The 19,723-nt window shown below is 62.7% G+C and carries 19 protein-coding genes and 4 pseudogenes; 10 read left to right on the top strand and 13 right to left on the bottom strand.

The features are described from left to right. Nucleotides 1-200 (bottom strand): annotated as a pseudogene (locus IB238_RS22460) (helix-turn-helix domain-containing protein); the annotation flags it as partial. Nucleotides 201-861: 661 nt separating this feature from the next. Here IB238_RS22460 and IB238_RS25080 point away from each other — a divergent pair. Then, the gene (locus IB238_RS25080; protein WP_348648286.1) at nt 862-1,866 is read left to right on the top strand and encodes an ABC transporter ATP-binding protein; all 1,005 of its coding nucleotides are present in this window, start codon (nt 862-864) and stop codon (nt 1,864-1,866) included. Nucleotides 1,867-1,929: 63 nt separating this feature from the next. Here the strand turns inward: IB238_RS25080 and IB238_RS22450 are convergent, their stop codons facing one another. Then, the gene (locus IB238_RS22450; RefSeq protein WP_192252412.1) at nt 1,930-2,415 is read right to left on the bottom strand and encodes an adenosine-specific kinase; all 486 of its coding nucleotides are present in this window, start codon (nt 2,413-2,415) and stop codon (nt 1,930-1,932) included. A gap of 774 nt (nt 2,416-3,189) precedes the next feature. Between IB238_RS22450 and IB238_RS22445 the strand changes: the two genes are divergently transcribed. Both IB238_RS22445 and IB238_RS22440 read left to right on the top strand, forming a co-directional pair. Beyond that, nucleotides 3,190-3,435: a plasmid stabilization protein gene (locus IB238_RS22445; protein ID WP_192252410.1), complete on the top strand. Its 246-nt coding sequence runs from the start codon at nt 3,190-3,192 to the stop codon at nt 3,433-3,435. Next, complete coding sequence (locus IB238_RS22440; protein WP_192252407.1) at nt 3,432-3,854, top strand: type II toxin-antitoxin system VapC family toxin; 423 nt, start codon at nt 3,432-3,434, stop codon at nt 3,852-3,854. The genes IB238_RS22445 and IB238_RS22440 overlap by 4 nt, the downstream gene beginning before the upstream one ends. On the opposite strand, the gene IB238_RS22435 is transcribed toward IB238_RS22440, so the two are convergent. Together IB238_RS22435 and IB238_RS22430 are read right to left on the bottom strand one after the other, a co-directional pair. After that, a complete protein-coding gene (locus tag IB238_RS22435; RefSeq protein WP_192252404.1) occupies nt 3,829-4,515 on the bottom strand; it encodes a hypothetical protein in 687 nt (228 codons plus the stop codon). The two genes, IB238_RS22440 and IB238_RS22435, sit on opposite strands and share 26 nt — an antisense overlap. Further along, nucleotides 4,512-4,937 (bottom strand): protein-L-isoaspartate O-methyltransferase, encoded by a 426-nt coding sequence (locus IB238_RS22430; RefSeq protein ID WP_246723768.1) that lies wholly within the window; start codon nt 4,935-4,937, stop codon nt 4,512-4,514. Before IB238_RS22430 ends, IB238_RS22435 begins: the two co-directional genes overlap by 4 nt. Before the next feature lie 23 nt (nt 4,938-4,960). On the opposite strand from IB238_RS22430, the gene IB238_RS22425 reads away from it, so the two are divergent. Continuing rightward, nucleotides 4,961-5,152: a hypothetical protein gene (locus IB238_RS22425; protein WP_192252401.1), complete on the top strand. Its 192-nt coding sequence runs from the start codon at nt 4,961-4,963 to the stop codon at nt 5,150-5,152. A 248-nt stretch (nt 5,153-5,400) separates the two neighbouring features. On the opposite strand, the pseudogene IB238_RS24715 reads toward IB238_RS22425, so the two are convergent. Then, a pseudogene (locus IB238_RS24715) lies at nt 5,401-5,629 on the bottom strand (integrase); the annotation flags it as partial. Between the two features lie 44 nt (nt 5,630-5,673). On the opposite strand from IB238_RS24715, the pseudogene IB238_RS22420 reads away from it, so the two are divergent. After that, a pseudogene (locus tag IB238_RS22420) lies at nt 5,674-6,078 on the top strand (DDE-type integrase/transposase/recombinase); the annotation flags it as partial. Nucleotides 6,079-6,139: 61 nt separating this feature from the next. Here IB238_RS22420 and IB238_RS22415 read toward each other — a convergent pair. The 5 genes from IB238_RS22415 to IB238_RS22395 are packed head-to-tail and all read right to left on the bottom strand — an operon-like array spanning nt 6,140 to nt 11,257. Next, on the bottom strand, nt 6,140-7,456 hold the full coding sequence (locus IB238_RS22415) for an aspartate aminotransferase family protein (protein ID WP_192252398.1): 1,317 nt from the start codon (nt 7,454-7,456) through the stop codon (nt 6,140-6,142). Continuing rightward, complete coding sequence (locus IB238_RS22410) at nt 7,456-8,274, bottom strand: N-formylglutamate amidohydrolase (RefSeq protein ID WP_192252396.1); 819 nt, start codon at nt 8,272-8,274, stop codon at nt 7,456-7,458. Before IB238_RS22410 ends, IB238_RS22415 begins: the two co-directional genes overlap by 1 nt. Nucleotides 8,275-8,288: 14 nt before the next feature. Further along, complete coding sequence (locus IB238_RS22405) at nt 8,289-9,635, bottom strand: glutamine synthetase family protein (protein WP_192252393.1); 1,347 nt, start codon at nt 9,633-9,635, stop codon at nt 8,289-8,291. Between the two features lie 33 nt (nt 9,636-9,668). Continuing rightward, nucleotides 9,669-10,331 carry an isochorismatase family cysteine hydrolase gene (locus tag IB238_RS22400; RefSeq protein WP_210333677.1) on the bottom strand — a complete coding sequence of 221 codons (663 nt, stop codon included), beginning with the start codon at nt 10,329-10,331 and terminating at the stop codon, nt 9,669-9,671. A 44-nt stretch (nt 10,332-10,375) separates the two neighbouring features. Next, nucleotides 10,376-11,257: a MurR/RpiR family transcriptional regulator gene (locus IB238_RS22395; RefSeq protein WP_192252390.1), complete on the bottom strand. Its 882-nt coding sequence runs from the start codon at nt 11,255-11,257 to the stop codon at nt 10,376-10,378. Nucleotides 11,258-11,428: 171 nt separating this feature from the next. On the opposite strand from IB238_RS22395, the gene IB238_RS22390 reads away from it, so the two are divergent. From IB238_RS22390 to IB238_RS22370, 5 genes and pseudogenes are all read left to right on the top strand, one after another. Beyond that, nucleotides 11,429-13,306 carry a branched-chain amino acid ABC transporter ATP-binding protein/permease gene (locus IB238_RS22390; RefSeq protein ID WP_192252387.1) on the top strand — a complete coding sequence of 626 codons (1,878 nt, stop codon included), beginning with the start codon at nt 11,429-11,431 and terminating at the stop codon, nt 13,304-13,306. A gap of 20 nt (nt 13,307-13,326) precedes the next feature. Further along, nucleotides 13,327-14,481 (top strand): ABC transporter substrate-binding protein, encoded by a 1,155-nt coding sequence (locus tag IB238_RS22385; RefSeq protein ID WP_192252384.1) that lies wholly within the window; start codon nt 13,327-13,329, stop codon nt 14,479-14,481. Nucleotides 14,482-14,589: 108 nt separating this feature from the next. Beyond that, nucleotides 14,590-15,321 carry an ABC transporter ATP-binding protein gene (locus IB238_RS22380; protein WP_246723792.1) on the top strand — a complete coding sequence of 244 codons (732 nt, stop codon included), beginning with the start codon at nt 14,590-14,592 and terminating at the stop codon, nt 15,319-15,321. 22 nt (nt 15,322-15,343) lie between these two features. Further along, on the top strand, nt 15,344-16,231 hold the full coding sequence (locus IB238_RS22375) for a branched-chain amino acid ABC transporter permease (RefSeq protein ID WP_192252381.1): 888 nt from the start codon (nt 15,344-15,346) through the stop codon (nt 16,229-16,231). 91 nt (nt 16,232-16,322) lie between these two features. Beyond that, nucleotides 16,323-16,864: pseudogene (locus IB238_RS22370) on the top strand (ornithine cyclodeaminase); the annotation flags it as partial. Nucleotides 16,865-16,913: 49 nt separating this feature from the next. Here the strand turns inward: IB238_RS22370 and IB238_RS22365 are convergent. Genes IB238_RS22365 through ugpC form a run of 3 tightly spaced genes read right to left on the bottom strand, consistent with a single transcriptional unit; the run spans nt 16,914 to nt 19,718 of the window. After that, nucleotides 16,914-17,921: a ScyD/ScyE family protein gene (locus IB238_RS22365; RefSeq protein WP_192252379.1), complete on the bottom strand. Its 1,008-nt coding sequence runs from the start codon at nt 17,919-17,921 to the stop codon at nt 16,914-16,916. Further along, nucleotides 17,900-18,640 carry an SUMF1/EgtB/PvdO family nonheme iron enzyme gene (locus tag IB238_RS22360; RefSeq protein ID WP_192252545.1) on the bottom strand — a complete coding sequence of 247 codons (741 nt, stop codon included), beginning with the start codon at nt 18,638-18,640 and terminating at the stop codon, nt 17,900-17,902. The genes IB238_RS22365 and IB238_RS22360 overlap by 22 nt, the downstream gene beginning before the upstream one ends. A 16-nt stretch (nt 18,641-18,656) precedes the next feature. After that, entirely contained in the window at nt 18,657-19,718 is a 1,062-nt protein-coding gene (gene ugpC, locus IB238_RS22355) for a sn-glycerol-3-phosphate ABC transporter ATP-binding protein UgpC (protein ID WP_192252376.1), read from the bottom strand. Between the last annotated feature and the right edge of the window lie 5 nt (nt 19,719-19,723).

Raw genomic sequence — 19,723 nt, 5'->3', positions numbered from 1 at the left:
GTCGTCAGCAACGGTGCAGTAGTAACCGCTGTATTCGGGAACTCGGCATCTTGAAACGTATTGCGTCTCAGTTCGCGATAGATCGTCGAGCGGTGACGGCCAAGCAGGCGCGCGATCTCGCCAACAGAGACCTTGCGTTCTTTCAGATGATGAAGTCGTCGACGATCGGGCAGGGAAAACTGCGAATAGCAAAGCGACATGCGAAATATCCCCAATGCGAAACCATTGTTTTTATTGGCATGTCGCACTTGGAAATAGAATGTACCAATATGATAAGAAAAGTTGCGTAAGACAAATTATGGAACTATTCGAGCGATTTCGCGCCTGCTTTCCCCTTAACCCACCGTTTACGGCAACGAGCGATTCACGGTGTCGCTTTTCAGCATGGACGTGGAAGGCTCGCGTTCGAACGCTGATCGCGGGTTCCCGTGCCTGTCAATCTTGCTTCATCAACGATACCGCCGATAATGTCCGGTAGCAGACGACAAGATCGACAGCTCGCTGGAAGTGTTCGGAGCTATCGCGCATCGTTATACGCCAACGTGTCAACCAGCCTCGCAAGTTCAACGAGCGAGCTCGCCTACGTTTTATACATCACAAAGGCGCGATCGAGCCGCGCTTGGCGAGCTAAGGGCCTCCCCGTCGGGGATAAGGTGTGGGGCGCCCATAACGGACTTCCTTGGCAGTTCGTGGAATGCGAAGTGCGCCTTAGGAATGGCGACATCGGTATTGACGACAATCATTTTTCATCAGATCGTCGCTCGCTGGCCGATGAAACCGCCGGCCGAGGCCTCATTCGAGGCGCTACATTGAATCGGTTGCAGATCGCATATCGCCTTCGACCAGGCGAGGTGACCGCTCGTGTCGCGGATCTCGACCAGCGTGCCGAGCGGCGGGGCTCGGGCGAAGCCGCAAAACAAACGTCATCTTCCAACGGTGAAGGTTCGAGTCGATTCGGGGCAGGTAGTGCTGGGCGATACCGACGTCACCAATATACTGCCGAAGTACCGCGACGTGGCGATGGTGTTCCAGTCCTATGCCCTCTATCCGCATAAGACCGTCGCCGAGAACATCGATTTTCCGCTGAAGGTCCGTGGTGTGTCGAAGCAGGAGCGGGAGCTTGCTGTCCGCGACGCTGCTGCGCAGGTCCATATGGAGGATCTCCTCGACCGGTACCCGCGCCAGCTGTCCGGCGGCCAGCGTCAGCGTGTGGCCTTGGCAAGGGCCATCGTGCGGCGGCCCTCGGCCTTCCTGATGGACGAGCCGCTTTCCAACCTCGATGCGAAGCTCCGCGGCTTCATGCGCGCCGAGCTCAAGCGCATGCAGCATCAGCTCGGGGTGACCACCGTCTACGTCACCCACGACCAGATCGAGGCCATGACCCTTGCGCATCGCGTTGCGATCATGGACCGCGGAGTGCTGCAGCAGATCGGCACCCCACGCGAAGTCTACGATCGCCCGGCGAACCAGTTCGTCGCCGGCTTCATGGGTTCGCCGCCGATGAATTTCCTGCGCGGGCGGATCGAGAACGATCGCTTCGAGAGCCACAGTGTGAGCCTGCCTGTTGCCGCAGAGATGGGAACCATGGCCAAGGATGTGGTCATGGGCTTTCGCGCGGAGGACGCCGGCATCGTCAAGCCCGGCGCTGGTCTGTTCGATGCTACGGTCTACGCCGCCGAGCCTACCGGCGACGTGACCTTGGTCACGCTCGTGGTGGGCAAGGCGAGCCTGTCGGTCAAGATGACGCGGGATTACGACATCGACTTCGACAAGACCGTTGCCGTGCACTTTCCACTCGATCGAGGCTTTCTGTTCGACGCCCAGTCAGGTGTGCGACTGGCGGCCCGGCTCGTGTCCGTATCATGACCAACCCACCGACAGCTCGGCGCATCGAGCCGCAATGATGGCGTCGTTCAGGTTTGTCCATTACTACAGCTTGTAGCCGATCTTTCGCAGCAGGTCTTTCCGCCAGGTAATGTCGGCGTCCGTTTCGACACCCAGCGGTGAGGCGCCATCCACGACGCCGAGCACACCACGGCCCAGCTCCGTCTGCACGACGATCACCTGTGTCGGATTGGCCGTCGCGCAATAAATGCGGCAGACCTCTGGCACCGAACGCACCGCAGCCAGCACGTTGACGGGAAAGAAACCATCCCCCAGGAAGATCAGGAACGTGTGGCCGGCGCCAATGGTCAATGCATTGTCGCATGCGAGGGCGATCGCGGCTTCGTCATTGCCCGACCAGCGCACAAGACGCTTACCAGAGGCCTCGCAGAAGGCCAGACCGAAGCGAATGCCCGGAACTGCGCCTACCAGCGCCTCGTGGAGGTCTTCCACCGTCTTGATGAAATGCGACTGGCCAAAAACGAAGTTGGAGGTGTCCGGCTTGACGATGGGCACCACGGTAAGTTCCACGGCTGCGCTCCTTCAAGGTAGGTAACGCAATGGAAAGTAGGCGGACGAACAGCGATTTCAAGCCGCCAGGGACCCGCTGATGGTGGCGTTGATGTTACCAGGTGGCGGCCCAGATTTAGTTGTGCAACAGAAAAGCACCGACGGTCGCGTGAAGCCCCTACAGTTGAGCGCTTACGGGGAGACCATGATCGGCCAGTGGCTGGAGAGCCATCTGTCGGCTCTTGATCGCCTTGATGGAGGCGACAGTGCTTCAAGACTCCGCAGCGACCCGCGCCTGCTCCCTCGCATCCACCCGCTGGCTATTCGAGCACTTGCTTTCGATCCGGACTGGGCGCAGCCGCCAGCAAGCGTGGAGCTGTTCGTGCGCTCGGAATCTGGAAGCAACGTCCTCCACGAACTTATCTGCCGGCTACCGAGCAGTATTCAAGGCATCGACCAAAGCGAAATCTCGACCCGCACACCCTGTCGCGGGGCCAGGTACAGAGGGTTTTCGCCCGGGCGATGTCGGAAGGACTACTCGTCTGGACCCTTCCTGGCAATCGTGGCGACTTGCACGTCTCCGGCACCCTGCTCCACGGCTATGCTCGTTGGCGGGCCATAAAGTTTCAAGCCATTTCTTCGGCCTATGGGCAATGCAAGGATTGACGGGACAAAGGGATCAGGCTTGCGACGTGGGTGTTGCAACGCCTTGCCCAAGGCAGAAATGCGTTCTATTGAGAAAATTGCCATCAATGCTTATATTGCAATCATTGATGACCAGTAATGGAGCGTGCTATGGCCAGTATGACCATCCGCAACATCGACGATCGTCTGAAGCAGAGGCTGCGCATCCGTGCCGCAACCCATGGCCGATCGATGGAAGACGAAGCGCGCGATATCCTGAAAACGGTGCTTGCCTTGCAGGAGCCGGCTCCAGGCAATCTCGCCGATGTCATTCGCGCACGTCTGCAGCCGCTCGGAGGCGTCGAGCTGGAGATCCCCGCCCGCGAGCCCATCCGTGACGCTCCGGATTTTTCATGATTGTTCTTGACACCAACATCATTTCCGAGCTGCTTGTAGCCAATCCCGAGCCCTTGGTGGCCGACTGGCTTGCAGAACAACATCCGGCATCGATTTTTACAACCACGGTGACGGAAGCCGAAATTCTCTACGGCCTGCGTCTACTTCCCGAAAGCCGACGTCGGCGGGATCTCGAAGTGGCGATTCTGCCGATCTTTGCACAGGACCTTGCCGGGCGCGTTCTTCCCTTCGACAGGGAGGCAGCAGAGATTTACGCCTTAGTTGCCACAAAGCGGCGCAAGAGCGGCCACCCCATCAGCCAATTCGATGCTCAGATCGCTGCCATTGCGATTTCGCGCGGTGCAGCTCTCGCCAGCCGGAACGTCGCCGACTTCGAGGGTATCGGTCTGACAGTCATAAATCCTTGGGAGCGTCACTGAGGTGGCTGGAGCGCCCCAACCAGGGCGCTCGCCTCCGAACTCGCCTATCTCGAGCACTGGTGTACGCCCTCCAGCCGGCGCCCGAGGCGCTGTGCCTCCGGATCAGCGCCAAGTGCGAGCCGGGTTGGGACACGCCATCCGCTTCAAGCGCTGCGGCTGCCCGCAGCGAGCCGCCGATGGCGAGCCATGCCCGTCGCGGTGAGGGCCGCCGCTGCAAATCCAATGCCGCGACGAAGCGCAGTGCCGCAGAGGGAAAGACCAGGAACAAGAGTCCGACGATGCCCAGTGCACCGACCCCAGCGCCGACCAGGTCGAAGGCATAGACGCGTCCGATCTGGTCAGGATGGCGGCTGAAGGCAAGGCCGATACAGGTTGCACCAAAAAAGAACGGCAGGCGTTCGGCACCGGCGAAGCTGGCAACCGCAGTGATTCCGAACAGCGCTGCCGACGCCGCGAAGACGGCCGGGTACCGTTTCACCAGAGGGCGGCGGGCCAATGCAACGAACGTACCGCTCGCGCCGAAGCCCAGGAGTGCGATGCTTATGATCATATAGGCAAATTGATGCCACTGAATGATCGAAAGGAGCCGCATCAGCAGCACTTCGTAAGCAAGGGTTGCCGCCGATATGAGGCTGACCGGCAGCAGGCGCCCGGCGCTCATCGGGTCCTGCCGCCCCTCAGCGGCACAAAGCTCACAGGTAGCAATTGCCGCGTCGTGATGCTTCCGTCGCCTCGCTTCTCGACCTGGGTCCCAAACGGACCTCCCACGGGAACGACCATCCGGCCCCCCTTGGCGAGTTGCTCGATCAGCGGCGGCGGGATGTGGCTGGCAGCGGCAGTCACCACGATGCCGTCGAAAGGCGCGTGCGCTGGCCAACCATGGTAACCGTCGCCTACCTTCACCTCGACATTGTCGAAGCGGAATTCCGCGAGCCGGGCGGCCGCCCTTTTGCCCAGATCCGGTATGATCTCAATCGAGTAAACCTTCGTTGCGATTGGCGACAAGACGGCGGCCTGATAGCCCGAGCCAGTGCCAATTTCGAGGACAACGTCACCAGACCCGACGTTAATCAGGTCGGTCATCAGCGCGACGATGAAGGGCTGCGATGAAGCAAACCGGATCCTACGAGCAGGCAAGCTACGCTATCCAGGACACGCCGGAGCCGGTCTTTGCCCGCTACCTGAATACCAGCGAATCCACGGTGCAAAAATGGGAAACCGGCGCGAAGCGGCCGAGTGGACCCGCATTGAAGCTGCTTTCGATCGTGCAAAAACATGGCCTCGGAATGTTGTCTTAGGAAAACACTGCCACAGAAAGATCAGCGCGCGCGGTTCCAGTCGGTTTATTATGGAATCGAGGAACCATTTTGATGTTGCGATATCGTCCAAGCACCTCGCGGTGGCATCGGGTGCAAACTCAATTGCGGTACGTCGCCGCAAGCTGGAGCTGTGCTACAAATGGTGCGGGCCCCCGAGGCAGCATTCGTAGACGTCAAACGGATCCCCAAGGATACGAGCTCTTGTGAGCGCCGCCCGGCGCGCCGCCGCGTCTGGACGGGTCCCAGAGGTGGTTGGCGACGAATTTCAGCAGCAGCGCTTCCGATGCGGCCAGCGCCGGTGGAAAGCACACACCAGGCCTCGAGATAGGCGAGGTCGGAGGCGAGCGCGCGGAGTGTATCCGCTCCCGTGCCTTCCTTCGCCAGATGCTTCAGGGTGGAAACGTCGTCATCGGTCAAAAGCGCCGCCAGTTGGTCCCGACGGTCGAATGGCAGGATGGCGTCGAGGGCGTCCGGTCCTCGGCGCGCTTGACGATCAGCGGTGGCGCGCCGTCGATCAGGACGGCTACGTGCTCGATGAGATCGTCCGGGCTCGCCGCAACACCAAGGCTGCCAGGCGCCTGCTGGTCCGACTGATGAAGAAGCAGGGGGCTGCCGAAGCGCATTGTCACGGGCAAGCTCTCCTACGGCGCCGCGCGGCGTCAGGTCATGCCCGAGGTCGAGCATCGATCACACAAAGGCTTGAACAACCGCGCCGAAACTTCGCATCTGCCTTTGCGCAAGCGGGAGCGCGCAATGCAGGGATTTAGATCGTCGGACGCAGTGTAAAGCTTCGCCAGCGTCTTCTCCGCGATCAGAATCTCTTTGTCCCGCCACGTTCGAAACACTCAGCCATCTCCCTCCATCTGCATCGCCTCAAGGCACAGGCTACCGGAACAGCAGGCTGATCCAACCAGCGTTGCCGATGCCGCCATCGGCCAAGTCAACCTGACAACACCCCAATGACATCTACCACCCGGAAAATTGTTCAATCACAGAGTCCTCAACCCGTCCCGCAGCGACATCGTCCAGCGCACGATCCAGAATCGCGACGGCGCAGTCGATTTCATCGTCGGCAATCGTCAGCGGCGGGGTCATTTCCAGGACGTTGCCGTTCATGCCGACATAGTAGAGGACGAGCCCGAGTTCGTAGGCGCGGTAGATGAGCTTTGCCGCCTCGGCTCGCGCCGGTTCGCGGCCTTGCCTGTCCCGGACGAGCTCGACGCCGCAGGCAAGACCCCGGCCACGTAAATCACCGATCAGCGCATGGCGTTCGGCAAGCTCCGCCAGTCCCGCGCGCAGCCGCTTTCCCTTGCGCTCGGCAGCATCCGCTATGCCTTCCTTCTCGATCGTCTCGATGACGGCGAGACCGGCGGTGGCGGAGACTGGATTACCGTGCAGCGTCTGCATGGCGAAGGCGCTAGCGCAGTCGAGGATATCTGCCGGCGCGATGACGGCCGACAGCGGCAGGCCTCCGCCGAGTCCCTTGCCGAGGACGAGTATGTCGGGGACGAAGCCTTCGTGCTCGAAACAGTGCAGGCGGCCGCTGCGGCCGAGCCCGACCTTCACCTCGTCGCAGACGACGAGGATTCCGTGTTCGCGGCAAAGGGCTGCGAATTTCCGGAAGAAGCCTTCAGGTGGCACGATCACGCCGCCGTCCGACTGAATCGGTTCGATGAAGGCTGCGGCGATGGATCCGGTGGGCACGGACGCCAGTCGTTCCTTCAGAAGATCGAGGACGGCGTCGCCGGTCGGGTCTCCCTTGTAAGGCCGGTATGGATCGGGGAACGGCAGCAGGATCAGCCCTTCAGCCTTGGCGGCATCGGCCTGCACGCTATGGCCTGAAAAAGCCATCGAGCCTGTGGTGCAGCCATGATAGGCGCCGACGAAGGAAATGACGCCGCTGCATCCGGTCGCCTTGGTGACGGCGCGGAACACCGCCTCGTTGGCATCCGAACCGGAATGCCCAAACCAGACCTTGTGCGTTCCCGTTGATGGGAAGGTTGCCAGCAGCCGCTCCGCGAGTTCGACCGCGGGCGCGTTGGCGGCCGAGAGGATGCTGGCGCCGGCCGGATTGGCGACGGCGCGCGAGACGGCCTCGACCAGCGCCGGATGGCCGTAGCCAAGGCTTGCCGCCCCCCACGCCCCTGACAGGTCGATCAGCTCCCGACCATTCTCCTCGACAAGCTTTGCGCCCTTGCCCCCGGCAATCGCCAGCGGGAAGAAACGCAGCTTCTGCAGATTGCCGATGGCCAGCTGGTCACGCTCGTAGAGGGGGCTTGTCATCAACGGCATTCCTCAAGCGCGGTGTTCAGGCAACGAGTAAGTCGATCTCCCCATTCGGCCACACCATCAAGCGTGTCGATCAGGTCGTGGCGGACTTCGACCAGCACACCCGGAAGGTCGCGCCCATCCGCATGCACGGGCACCGTGTAATCCTCGTCCGGATGGATGTTGTAGGGCTCGTTGTCGCCGATGGTCAGGCCCGGATCGGCGCGGAGCCCGCGCATCAGCGACTGGGCGAAACCGGTCGCGCGGTCATAGAGGATGCCGGCCTGCCACGGGCGCTGCTTGCCGAAATACACAGGCGTGAAGCTGTGGATGCCGACGACCAACGTGCGCTTGCCCTGCCCCTGCAAGAGGTCCAGACGCCGCGAAACGGCGTCGGCGAAGGGCTTGAACAGCGTTTCGACACGCTGCGCCTTCTCGGCTTCGCTGAGATCGAAATTACCGGGGATTTCGGTGGTCTCGCTGATCTCCGGGATCGCCGAGGGAGCGCCAAGCGGGCGGTTGCAGTCGATCACTAGGCGCGAATAGTTCGCCATGAACAGCGGCGCGTCGAGCGTGCGGCTCAATTGCAGGGAAAGTGCGGCAACGCCGATATCCCAGGCGATATGGCGCTGGCGCTCCTGCTCCGGCAAGCCGAGGTCGCCGAGCGCCCGCGGAATGCGGTTGGAGGCGTGCTCGCAAAGCAGAAGATAGGGCGAAGCGCCGTCGGGATTGAACACCGAATAGGGCGGCGGCTCGTCGATGGCGAGCAGCGGCTGACCGGGGTCGTGCCGCCATCGGTTTTCGGGGCGCTTGATGGCCGTTGTCGAAGTCATGATTTATCCATCAATCAGTAAACGGACGCGTAGCGGGCGCAAAGGTCTTGCGGCGAGAGGCCCTCGACGATCTCGATCTCCTTGCGCTTCATGGCGAAGTAGCAGTCGAGGAAGTCCTTGGAGAACCAGCCGGTCACCACCTTGTCCGCGGCGAGGGTGTCGAGCGCTTCCGAAAGGCTCGCCGGCAGACGGCGGATGCCGAGCTTGTCCTGCTCTTCCGTCGAGAAGTCCGACGGGTCGGAGTTGATCAGCGGCGGCTGTTCGAGCCCGGCTCGAATGCCTTCGAGGCCGGCCTTGAGAACGACAGCCAGCGACAGATGCGGGCTGGCGCAGGCGTCGGCGGCGCGATACTCCATGTTGAACTGCTTGGCCGGATTGCTGCCGGGCAGATCAAGCGTCGGGCAGATGCGCAGCGTCGCTTCGCGGTTCTTCTCACCGAGGCAGGTAAAGGCCGCGCTCCAGTGGTGCGGCACCAGGCGCATGTAGGAGAGCACCGACGGCGCGGTGAAGGCGGTGAGCGCCGGCAGGTGCTTAATGACGCCTGCGGCGAACGAGCCGGCGACCTTGGAAAGCCGGCCCGGACGCGAGGCGTCGAAGGTGACCGGATTGCCTTCCAGATCGGTGAAGCTGACATGCAGATGCACGCCGTTGCCGACACCGTTGGGATCGGTCTTCGGCGCGAAGCTGGCGTTCCAGCCAAAGAGCGCGGCCACTTCCTTGGTCACGGCGCGGATCGTCGCGCCACGGTCGGCCGCAACCAGCGCCGGCGCAGGGCGGCAAGTGATCTCGAACTGGTCCTTGCCATATTCCGGCAGGAACATTTCCGGCTCTGCGCCGGCCTCCTTCAGCGCGGTCATCAGCAGCGGGCCGAACGGCTCGGCGCGGCGCTGGGCGCGCAGGCCGAAGGACGGCGCTGCCGGCCAGTCGACGCCGAGAAGCTGGAACTCCTGCTCCACCGCGCCGATGACCTTGAGGCCGGCTTCCTTCTCGAATTCGGCAAGCGTCGCCTTCAGGAAGCTGCGCACGCAGCAATCCCAGGGCTCGCCCTTCAGGTTGGTGATGTCGGAGTGGTAGAAATGCAGCGGCGTCACGTCAGGCAGGCAGGTGACGCGCGCCTTGCTGGCGGCATCGGCCATCAGCCTGAGGTCGCCTGCCGAGCCCCATGGATTGGGATCCGCGATAACGTCGAACGGCGTCAACGCCAGGTTGGCGGGCACCCAGCCCACGCCCTTACGCGTGTGGTCGTCGATCTCGGACGCGGCGAAACTGCGGCCGCGGGTGATGCCGGCGATATCGGTGGTGACGAAGGTGGCAAGCTCCATCAAGTCGGATGCTGTCTTGCCGTTGTTGTTTTCACTCATGATTTCCGCTCCAATATGGGTGCGCAAGACGGATCAGGCTTGGCGGAGAGTCTGCAAGCGGCTGACGACGGTGTCGGTGTTGGTGATCCAGCAATAGCCGGAGTAGGCGCGGAGGGCGTTGTCGTGGCGCTCCTGGGTATAGGTGGCGCAAGCGTCGTCAACGACGGTTACCAGATAGCCGCGGTCGGCGGCGTCGCGCACGGCCATGTCGACGCACTGGTCGGTGATGACGCCGGCAATGATCAGATAGCGCGTATTGAGGTTGCGCAGCACATAGTCGATGTTGGTCGAGTTGAAGACGCCGGACGAAGTCTTCGGCAGGATGATCTCGTTGTCGATCGGCGCCAGCGCCGGGATCACCTGTCCCTCTGGCGAACCCTTCGGCACATGCATGTCGGAAAGCTTGTGATCGAGCGAGCGGTCGCGTCCGTCGAGCGTCAGGCTCTCGATGATGGTGTGAAGCACGTCGCAGCCGGCCTTGCGGGCCGCTTCAAGGATGCGCACCTGATTCGGGATGACCATCTCACGCAGGCGGCGATGGTAGTAGCTGTTGGCGTCCTGCGGATGAGTTGGATCAAGGTTCGGCTCGCACCAGATCCGCTGCATGTCGACGTAGAGCAGCGAGGTCATGCCGGCTTCGTAAGCGCTGTCGCGCCGCAACAGGTCTTTGCCGTATTGCACTTCAATAGCAGTCATTTCTGTTCTCCTCAGGATTTCTGTTGTGCCTTTCCGGCGATTTCCTAGCGCCCGCCATCGAGTGGCGAGTTGAATGCGTCCTCGGTGATGGCGTAGCTCCGGCGCAGTTCTTCCATGCGCTCGATTCGGTTGCGCGATTGGGTGGCCAGCCGCGCCGTGAGGCCGGCGATCAAAGCCTCGGTCTGGGCGACAGCCGGCACCATCGTGTCATAGGGCGATACGGTATCGACCGGCGCCATCAGAGTGACGGACGCGAACTCGGCGATCGGCGAGACCCAGCGGTCGGTGAAGAGAATGATGCGCGCGCCCTGCTTCGCTGCCTGGCGGGCAAAGCGGATGGTGTCGATCTGGTAGCGACGGTAGTCGTAGACAAACAAAACGTCGCGCTTGCCGAGATCGACCAATTGGTCGACCTGATCGGCCTGGGCGCCGTTGATCCAGCGGGTTTCGGCGCGCAACTGCTTCATGTGCGCCCACAGAAGGCCGGCCAGAAAGCCGCTGAACCGTCCGCCGAGGCAATGCACTTTGAGGCTCAGATCGGCGGCGGCATCCACAGCGGCCTCGAAATCGTCGGGCGGCAGCATCTGCATCGACGATTCAAGCGCGTGAATGCTGGCGCCCAAAAAATGCTGGTAGAAATTTTCCTGCTCGAGTGATGGCCGGCGCGCGTCGAGCATCGACAGCGGCGAGCTCATGCGCTCCTGCACCTCGCTCAGAAGCGCGGCTTGGAACTCCGGATAGCCCTCGTATCCAAGCGTGTTGGCAAAGCGGACCACGGTGGGATTGCTGACGCCCGCGGCCGCGGCAAGATGCGCGACAGTGTTCAAACCCGCCGCCGGATAGTTCGCAAGCAGCTGGCGCACGATCTTCAATTCCGAGCGGGTAAACGCGATTGCCCCGTCCGTCAGGCGGTCTCGAATAGCCATGACTCCTGCCTCCCCTCACGAACGGCACCGATGCATTTTCTGCATTTCGTTACATTATTGCTAGCAGACAATAAAAAATGAAACAAGATTGACATACGCGCTTTCTCAGTTAACGTTTGTTGCGGGAACGGCCTGAGAAACAAACAGGGCCAAACGAACGGGAGAATGCTGATGGTGCGCATAAGGCGAGGAACCGTCGTCGGGATCATTGCGACGTCGCTTCCCCTGGTGGTCGCGGCCCTTGTGGCGACGGTTCTCTTTCCGGGGAGCGGCGAACGGCTGGTGACGCTGTTCCTGATCAATGTCGTGGCCGTCATCGGCATCGGCGTCTACAGCGGCAATTCCGGCATCATTTCGTTCGGCAACGTCGGCTTCATGGCGATCGGCGCCTACGCGTCGGGTCTCCTGACCATCAATCCGATCGTGCAGAAGACCGCACTGCCGCACTTGCCGGAATGGCTGATGGGCTGGGGCATGCCGTTCCTGCCCGCGCTCGCCGTGGCGCTCGTCGTCGTGGCGCTGGTGGCGGTCGCCATTGGCATCCCGGTGGCGCGGCTTGCCGGCTCTTCAGCCTCGATCTGCACGCTCGGCTTCCTGGTGATCGTCCATGTCGTGCTTGTCGCCTCCAGCGACTTCACCCGCGGCAGCCAGACCTTCTTCGGAATCCCGCGCGCCGTGAACCTGTGGGTCGCACTGCCGTTTGCGATTGCCGCTGTGGCCATCGCCCGGATCTATCGGGATTCCAGCGCAGGGATGAAGCTGCGCGCCTCGCGCGAGGACGAGATCGCCTCGACAGCCGTCGGCGTCAATGTCCGCCTGCACCGCTTCCTCGCCTGGGTACTCGGGGCCGTCCTGTCCGGCGCGGCCGGCGTCCTTTTCGCCCACTTCATCGGCGCCTTCTCGCCAAAGGACTTCTATTTCAACCTCACCTTCATGCTGCTCGCCATGCTGATCCTCGGCGGCATCACGACCGTTTCCGGGGCTGTCGTCGGCGCCGCCGTCATCATGCTGATCGTGGAGCTCTTGCGAAAGCTCGAGGGCGGCGTCGATCTCGGTGTCTTCTCCCTGCCGACCGTGTTCGGCCTGACCGACATCGGCATCGGGCTTGCGATCCTGCTCGTCATGTACCGCCTGCAGGACGGCCTTCTCGGCGTTCGCGAGATAGACGAGCACTTGCCTTTCCTCAAGCGCCTTGCGGCTGGCGCTGCGAAACCGGTTTCGACGCCGGCCCTCGCACAGGCGCAGATCGCAGAGGGCGGCACGTTGCGGGTCGAGAATGTCGGCAAGCGTTTCTCCGGGCTGGTGGCGCTCGAGAACGCCAACTTCGACATCCGTCCCGGTCTCGTGACCGGCCTGATCGGCCCCAACGGCGCGGGCAAGTCGACCCTCATCAACAGCGTGTCCGGCGTTGTTCCGCCTTCGACCGGGCGGGTGATGATCGACGGCACGGACGTGGCCTGCCTTCCGGTCTATCGGGTACCGGTGGCGGGCCTCGCCCGCACCTTCCAGAATATCCGCCTCTTCAAGAACCTGACGGTGCTGGAGAACGTGACGGTCGCCGCGAGTGCGGTCGCCAAGGACCGCGATCCCGTCGATCTCGCGCGCGAGGCGCTATCGGAGGTCGGCCTGGTCGACGTCGCCGGCCAGCTCGCCGGCACGCTTTCCTACGGCGCGCAGCGACGCCTGGAGATCGCCCGCGCGCTGGCGCTCAAGCCACGCTATCTGCTGCTCGACGAACCGGCGGCCGGCATGAACCCGGCAGAGACGCAGGAGTTGATGACCGTGCTCGACCGTATCCGCACGAAGCATCGCCTCGGCCTGCTCGTCGTCGAGCACGACCTGAAGCTGATCATGCGGCTGTGCGACGTCGTCGTCGTGCTGAACAAGGGGCAGCAGATCGCCATCGGCACGCCGGCGGAGATCCAGTCGAACCCCGCGGTCATCGAGGCCTATATCGGCCGCCGTCGTGCCGGGACGCACCGTGCACAACCCGCAACCGAAGCCGCCGCACCGGATCTCGATCCGCATGCCGCAGGCGGCCAAGCATAACCACCCAGAGGAGCATAATAATGAAATCGACATTGAAGGTTCTTTTCCTGTCTACCGCGCTTGGTGCGCTCGCCTTTCCGGCGCTGGCCGACGATCTCGTGATCGGGCTTGCGACCGCCCAGACCGGTGGCCTCGCGCCCTACGACCAGCCGTCCCTGAAGGGGCTGGAAATGGCCGTCGAGGAAATCAACGCGGCCGGCGGCGTCGCCGGCAAGTTCCCGATCAAGCTGGTCGCCAAGGATACCCGCTCGGATGCGGCGCAGACCGCGCTCGTCGCCCAGGAACTGGTCGACGAGGGCATCAAGATCCTGATCACGCCCTGCGATGCCGATCCGTCGATCGCCGCCGGCCAGATCACCCAGGCAGCACAGATCCCGACATTCTCCTTCTGCGCCACGACACCGACAATGCCGCTGGCCGTTGGTGATTACATGTTCGGCAATTATCCGGCCGACAATGTGCAGGCGGCCGTGCTTGCCGGCTATGCCAAGGACAAGGGTTTCAAGACGGCCTACATCCTGAAGTCTCCGGACACCGCCTACACGCTGAAACTGCCTGAGTACTTCGCCACCAGCTTCAAGGCGAAGGGCGGCGAGCTTCTCGGCGAGGGCACCTTCAGCATGGGGCAGCAGGACTTCAGCGCCGAAGTCACCAAGATCAAGGCACTGAACCCCGCACCCGACGTTATCATGACGGCTGCCTACGAGCCGGACTTCCCGGCCTTCATCCGCCAGCTGCGCGGCGCGGGCGTCAACACGCCGATCCTCGGCAGCGACGGCATCGATTCCCCGACCACCTTCGGCCTCGGCCCGTTGGTCGACGGCGTCGTGTTCACCACTGCGGGCTTTGCGACCGAAGACAGCCCGCTTGCCGCCTTCAACGCGAAGTACAAGGCCAAGTTCGGCCAGGATCCGGACACCGTCTACATCGCCAACGGCTACGACCTCGGCAAGGTCATCGAGGCGGCGGTCACGAAAGCCGACAGCATCGAGCCGACCGCGATCCGCGAAGCCGTCGCATCGCTCGAAGGCGTTCAGGGCGTGACGGGTGCGATCAGCTATGTCGGCACGCAGGGCATGCCGCTGCGCTCGGTTTCGCTGGTGCGCATCGAAGGCGGAAACCGCTCGCTGGTCAGCCAGGGCGTTCCGGACGCCGCCGACGTTCCCGCGCCGTAACCCTGCAAACGGTGCTCTCCGGCGGCGCGCCGGAGAGCACCCTGCCGGATTTCGTGCTGTTTTGAGGCTGAGGCGGTTGTGCCACGGCAAGGATTTTGCCCGATGATGATGAGTAAGATTGCCGACCAGACCCCCTTGCTCGAGGTCAGTGGCCTCAAGGTCGCCTATGGTCCGGTCGAGGCGCTGAAGGGCGTCGACCTCAAGGTCCACAAGGGCCAGATCGTCACGCTGCTCGGCGCCAACGGCGCGGGCAAGAGTTCGACGCTCAACGCGCTTGTCGGCCTCGCCGCCAAGAAGGCCGGCCGGGTGGTCTTCGACGGCAAGGATATCTCCGCGCTTCCCCCGGAAATGATCGTGCGGATGGGCATGACGCTGACGCCGGAAGGACGCCGCATATTCCCGACGCTGACAGTCGACGAGCATCTGCTGCTCGGCGGGGCGATGCACAAGGGTCGCGGGGCGATCGACCAGGTGCGCGAGGACATGCTCTCGCGCTTTCCGATCCTGAAGGAGCGGCTGCACCAGAAGGCCGGTTCGCTTTCGGGCGGCGAGCAGCAGATGCTCGCGATCGCGCGCTCGATGATGTCCTCGCCCGATCTCTTGCTGCTCGACGAGCCCTCGCTCGGGCTTGCGCCGCAGATCGTCGACCAGATCTTCGAGCTGATCGCGGGACTGCGGGACCGCGGACTGACGATCCTGCTCGTCGAGCAGAACGTTTCGCTTTCGCTCGAGATCGCCGACGCCGGCTACGTCATGGCGAACGGCCGGGTCGTGCTCTCGGGCAGCGCAGCCGAGCTTCGCAATTCCACTGAAATCCAGGGCGCCTACCTGGGCGCGTGACCGGCGACAAGGAGTTTTACCGATGGACATGTTCCTGCAGCAGCTGGTCAACGCGCTCAGCCTCGGCGGCACCTACGCGCTTCTGGCGCTCGGCCTTGCGGTCGTCTTTTCGATCATGGGCCTGATCAACTTCGCCCATGGCGAGCTGATGACGGCGTCGGGCTACGGCCTCTGCTTCGCGCTGATCTTCGGCTTGCCCTTCGGTCTCGCGGTCGTCGTGGCGCTCGCGGTCGCAATCGCACTCGTGCTGCTGATGGAGCGCACCGCATTCCGGCCCGTGCGCGGGGCGAGCGGCACGACCCTGCTTCTGACCAGCTTCGCCGTCAGCGCCATCCTGCGCGTGCTCTTCCAGAATTTCATCTCGGCGCGTCCGAAGCCGGTGCCCATGCCGATGAGCCTGTCGGGCACGATCGAGATCGGCGGCCTGCACATCGGCATCATCCAGGCGACCTCGATCCTGGTGACGGTGATCATGCTCGTGGGGCTGAACCTCTTCCTGCGCACCACCGTCCTTGGACGCGCCATGCGGGCGGCATCCGAGGATTTCGCCATCGTCCGCCTGATGGGCATCCGCGCCAATGCCGTCGTCGCGACCGCCTTTGCGATCTCCGGCCTGCTTGCGGGCGTCGCCGGCATCCTCTGGGTCGCCCAGCGCGGCAGCGTCGATCCGCTGATGGGCTTCCTGCCGGTGCTGAAAGCGTTCATCGCGGCGATCATCGGCGGTCTCGGCAGCCTGTCGGGCGCTGTCGCCGGCGGTTTCCTGCTCGGCTTCATCGAGGTCTTCCTGCAGGCCTACCTGCCCGAAAGCCTGCTGAGCTACCGCGATGCCTTCACCATCCTGCTGGTCATTGCCGTGCTGCTGTTTGCGCCGCAAGGTTTGCTTGCCCGCAAGACAGTCGTAAAGCTCTGACCAGGACCAAATTCATTCCAGATCCTTGGAGCATCCGGTGCCGCAGTCCCCTTCGCAGATAGCCCTCGTTCCGTTCGTCAGCGTCGAGAACATGATGCGCCTCGTCCATCACATTGGCATCGAGGCGATGCTGGTCGAGCTGACGGACGTCATCGAGGCCGATTTCCGCCGCTGGGAGGCCTTCGACAAAACGCCGCGAGTCGCCTCCCATTCGCACGAGGGCGTAATCGAGCTTATGCCCACCTCGGACGGCGAGATCTACAGTTTCAAGTACGTTAACGGCATCCGAAGAACATGGCGCGAGGCCTGCAGACGGTCACCGCGCTCGGGCTTCTCGCCGAACTTTCGACCGGGTATCCGGTCCTTCTGGCGGAGATGACCGTGCTGACGGCGCTACGTACGGCGGCCACGTCGGCGATGGCCGCGCGCCATCTCGCCCGGAAGGGCGCGACCACGATGGCCATGATCGGCAACGGCGCCCAGGCGGAGTTTCAGGCGCTCGCCATGAAGGCGGTGCTCGGCATCGAGCATGTCCGCCTCTACGACATCGACCCGAAGGCCAGCGCCAAGACGGCCGCCAACCTCTCCGGTTCCGGCCTGAAGGTGACGGCATGCACGTCGTCGCAGGCGGCATGTACCCGGTTACAGCAAATTATCGCATAAGGTGACTCCCATCAAAGCATCAGCGGGTCAAGACGCGTGTCAGAAAGTGAAGGTTGCCGCCCACCTCGGAAATAACTAGCCGCCGCGAGTCCCAGACCAGAACGGACACCGGCCGCGTCAGGCCATCGAGAAGGACCGTTCGGTCGAGCGTTGCCTTGTCGAGTTTGAGCAATCGCCCGCTGCCCTTCCGGAACCCGTCCTTCTGGTCATAGAGCCCGTGTTCTAGAACAAGCATCTCTCCATCACTATCAAGGGCAATGCTCACGGGTGTATTGAGACCTTCAACGTCAACGTGTTGCTTTGACGTATCGCCGACCTCGGGGATCGATACGATCTTCCCGGCCCCCGCAAGGAAAGGGAAGCCGCCAAAAAGGGTCACGTATAGGCGGCCGTCGCGAAGGGCGATGCCGGTCGGGACCGCGTCGACTTCGTAGTTGTCGCCTTCCGTGAACTCTGTCGGCGAAAGGCGGTGCAGCGCCGTGGCTGCCTCCTCCATGCGCCGGAATGTTATGAGCGTGTCCTTCCGGCCGTCAGCCGACACGCGTTCCACACTGTTTTTCCCCGAGTCGATCACGTAGTAGGTTTCACCGGCCACGATAAGGTCGAACGGATTCCAGAAATCGCTGCTGATGACACGGGCTTGGCCTGCCGCGTCGACCGCAATGAGAGCATGGTCAAACGGGCCTTCAGCGGAATTGACCGGCGTCCATCCCTGGGCAACGACGAAGTGATTACCCGCACGGACGACACGGTAGGGACCGGTCGGGTCGCCGATGACGTCGAGGCCATGGGGCAGGACCGGTCCGAATGCGACAAGCCTGCCGTCAGGGCCACGGCGGTAGAGCCGGCCGCTGGCGAGATCGGTCAAGAGCAACACATCACCGTCGCGAGACAGGCCGCCGAAGACGGCGCCCGGCACGCTGACCGTCTCGAGCCTGTAGCCGGGCGCCACCATCGGCTCCGCGCCAGCGCCAGATCCAAGAAACAGCAAGCCGGTGACGATTGTCAGGGCGCGGAGCGAACGCATCGGAAGCCCCCATTGGCGGAAAAACGGAATTCCGGATCATAGGCCAGACGATAGGTCGTCGTCAGGTGTTTTGGATCGCTGTTCCATGAGCCGCCACGCAGCACGCGGTATGTTTCGGCACCCGCCGTCACCGCATCCGCTCCATATGGCGCATAGACATCGCCGGTCCATTCCCAGACATTGCCGACAAGATTGAGCACCCCCTCCTCGCTTGCGCCCTCGGCAAAGGACTCTGCGGGCGCTGTCATCGGATAGCCGTCGCTCTCATCACCAGAGCAGCAGATTTTCACGCCGGAATTTGCCTTCATATCGTCCATCGTGGCCACACCCCAAGGGAAGGAGGCACCCGCGGTCCCCCGCGCCGCCCGCTCGTATTGCTGCTCCGACGGCAGTGCCAAGCCATAATATCGACAAAAGGCATTCGCATCTCCCCAACTGACCCCGACGACTGGGTGGTTGCCCAACCCCAAGAGCGGGTGACTGGCGTAGAAGGCCGGGCGGTGGCCGGTCGCTTCGACGAAGTGCTGATACTGCCCATTGGTGATCTCGGTGCGATTGATCGCAAACCCCGGCCCCTCGATCACTTGGCGCGGGCGTTCGTTTTCCGGGCCATCGTCACGTCCAAAGACGAATGCACCGGCAGGAATCACAATCAACGGATTGCCGGTGATCGGATCGACATCGGCGGCTGTCGCGCCGAAGGCGACAAGGGCTACCATCACTGCCGCCCACATCTCAGAAGTCGACACGATCCTGCGTTTCTCCATCGAACAGAAATACGCGATCGATCGCGACCTTCACACCGATCTGCTGGTCGATCCGCCCGGCGAAATTCTTGTCGGCACGCAAGGTCATGAGCTGGCCGCCCGACCGCACGCTGACAAGGGTGTTTTCGCCGGTGAGCTCGACCGCGAAGATCGGTGCAACCAGGTCGACGTCGGCTTTCTCGGCTGTGACCGCATGCGCATCCTCCGGACGGACCCCGAGCACGGCACGAGAGATGTTTGCGCGACCGACGCCCTGCACCCGCAACCCACCGCTGGAAAACACGCCGTCCCTCACCTCCCCCGGTATGAGGTTCATCGGCGGTGAACCGATGAAGCCGGCAACGAAGAGGGTGCGCGGATCGTTGTAGATTTCCCGCGGGGTTCCCAGTTGCTCGATCATTCCCTTGTTCATCACGGCCACGCGGTGCGCCAGCGTCATCGCCTCGATCTGATCATGGGTGACATAGATCGTCGTGACTTGCAGTTCATGCTGAAGGTGCTTCAACTCTGCTCGCATCTGGGTGCGAAGCTTGGCATCGAGATTGGACAGCGGCTCATCCATGAGAAACACGCGTGGGGTGCGGACTATGGCGCGGGCCAGCGCCACGCGCTGGCGCTGGCCACCGGAGAGTTCCTTCGGCAGGCGGGATAACATCGACTCGAGTTCCACCCGCCGCGCGACCTCGGTTATGCGTTGCTTGCGCTCAGTCAGCGGTACTTTGCGGATCTTCAGCGGATAGCCGATGTTGTCTTCCACGCTCAGGTGCGGATACAGGGCATAGGACTGGAAGACCATCGCGACGTCGCGATACTTGGGCAGAATTCCATTGATGCGGTCCGCACCGATGTAGATGTCGCCCGAGGTGGCTTCCTCGAGGCCGGCGACCATCCGCATCGTCGTTGTCTTGCCGCAACCGGAGGGGCCGAGCAGCACGAGAAACTCCTTGTCCCGCACCTCCAGATCGAAGTTCTTCACGGCCACGAACTCGCCGAATTTCTTGCTGACGTTCTTGAAGGTGACGGACGCCATAGGCC

This window comes from Rhizobium sp. ARZ01 (genome assembly GCF_014851675.1).
Classification (GTDB): domain Bacteria; phylum Pseudomonadota; class Alphaproteobacteria; order Rhizobiales; family Rhizobiaceae; genus Mycoplana.
The sequence above is the reverse complement of the archived record's forward strand: the minus strand, read 5'-3'. Positions and strand labels throughout refer to the sequence as shown.

Excerpts from the sequence above, each read along its gene's own strand:
- IB238_RS22445 (WP_192252410.1), top strand. The coding sequence starts at position 3,190 with ATGGCCAGTATGACCATCCGCAACATCGACGATCGTCTGAAGCAGAGG.
- IB238_RS22440 (WP_192252407.1), top strand. The coding sequence starts at position 3,432 with ATGATTGTTCTTGACACCAACATCATTTCCGAGCTGCTTGTAGCCAAT.
- IB238_RS22435 (WP_192252404.1), bottom strand. The coding sequence starts at position 4,515 with ATGAGCGCCGGGCGCCTGCTGCCGGTCAGCCTCATATCGGCGGCAACC.
- IB238_RS22430 (WP_246723768.1), bottom strand. The coding sequence starts at position 4,937 with ATGACCGACCTGATTAACGTCGGGTCTGGTGACGTTGTCCTCGAAATT.
- IB238_RS22425 (WP_192252401.1), top strand. The coding sequence starts at position 4,961 with ATGAAGCAAACCGGATCCTACGAGCAGGCAAGCTACGCTATCCAGGAC.
- IB238_RS22415 (WP_192252398.1), bottom strand. The coding sequence starts at position 7,456 with ATGACAAGCCCCCTCTACGAGCGTGACCAGCTGGCCATCGGCAATCTG.
- IB238_RS22410 (WP_192252396.1), bottom strand. The coding sequence starts at position 8,274 with ATGACTTCGACAACGGCCATCAAGCGCCCCGAAAACCGATGGCGGCAC.
- IB238_RS22405 (WP_192252393.1), bottom strand. The coding sequence starts at position 9,635 with ATGAGTGAAAACAACAACGGCAAGACAGCATCCGACTTGATGGAGCTT.
- IB238_RS22400 (WP_210333677.1), bottom strand. The coding sequence starts at position 10,331 with ATGACTGCTATTGAAGTGCAATACGGCAAAGACCTGTTGCGGCGCGAC.
- IB238_RS22395 (WP_192252390.1), bottom strand. The coding sequence starts at position 11,257 with ATGGCTATTCGAGACCGCCTGACGGACGGGGCAATCGCGTTTACCCGC.
- IB238_RS22390 (WP_192252387.1), top strand. The coding sequence starts at position 11,429 with ATGGTGCGCATAAGGCGAGGAACCGTCGTCGGGATCATTGCGACGTCG.
- IB238_RS22385 (WP_192252384.1), top strand. The coding sequence starts at position 13,327 with ATGAAATCGACATTGAAGGTTCTTTTCCTGTCTACCGCGCTTGGTGCG.
- IB238_RS22380 (WP_246723792.1), top strand. The coding sequence starts at position 14,590 with ATGAGTAAGATTGCCGACCAGACCCCCTTGCTCGAGGTCAGTGGCCTC.
- IB238_RS22375 (WP_192252381.1), top strand. The coding sequence starts at position 15,344 with ATGGACATGTTCCTGCAGCAGCTGGTCAACGCGCTCAGCCTCGGCGGC.
- IB238_RS22365 (WP_192252379.1), bottom strand. The coding sequence starts at position 17,921 with ATGCGTTCGCTCCGCGCCCTGACAATCGTCACCGGCTTGCTGTTTCTT.
- IB238_RS22360 (WP_192252545.1), bottom strand. The coding sequence starts at position 18,640 with ATGGTAGCCCTTGTCGCCTTCGGCGCGACAGCCGCCGATGTCGATCCG.
- ugpC (WP_192252376.1), bottom strand. The coding sequence starts at position 19,718 with ATGGCGTCCGTCACCTTCAAGAACGTCAGCAAGAAATTCGGCGAGTTC.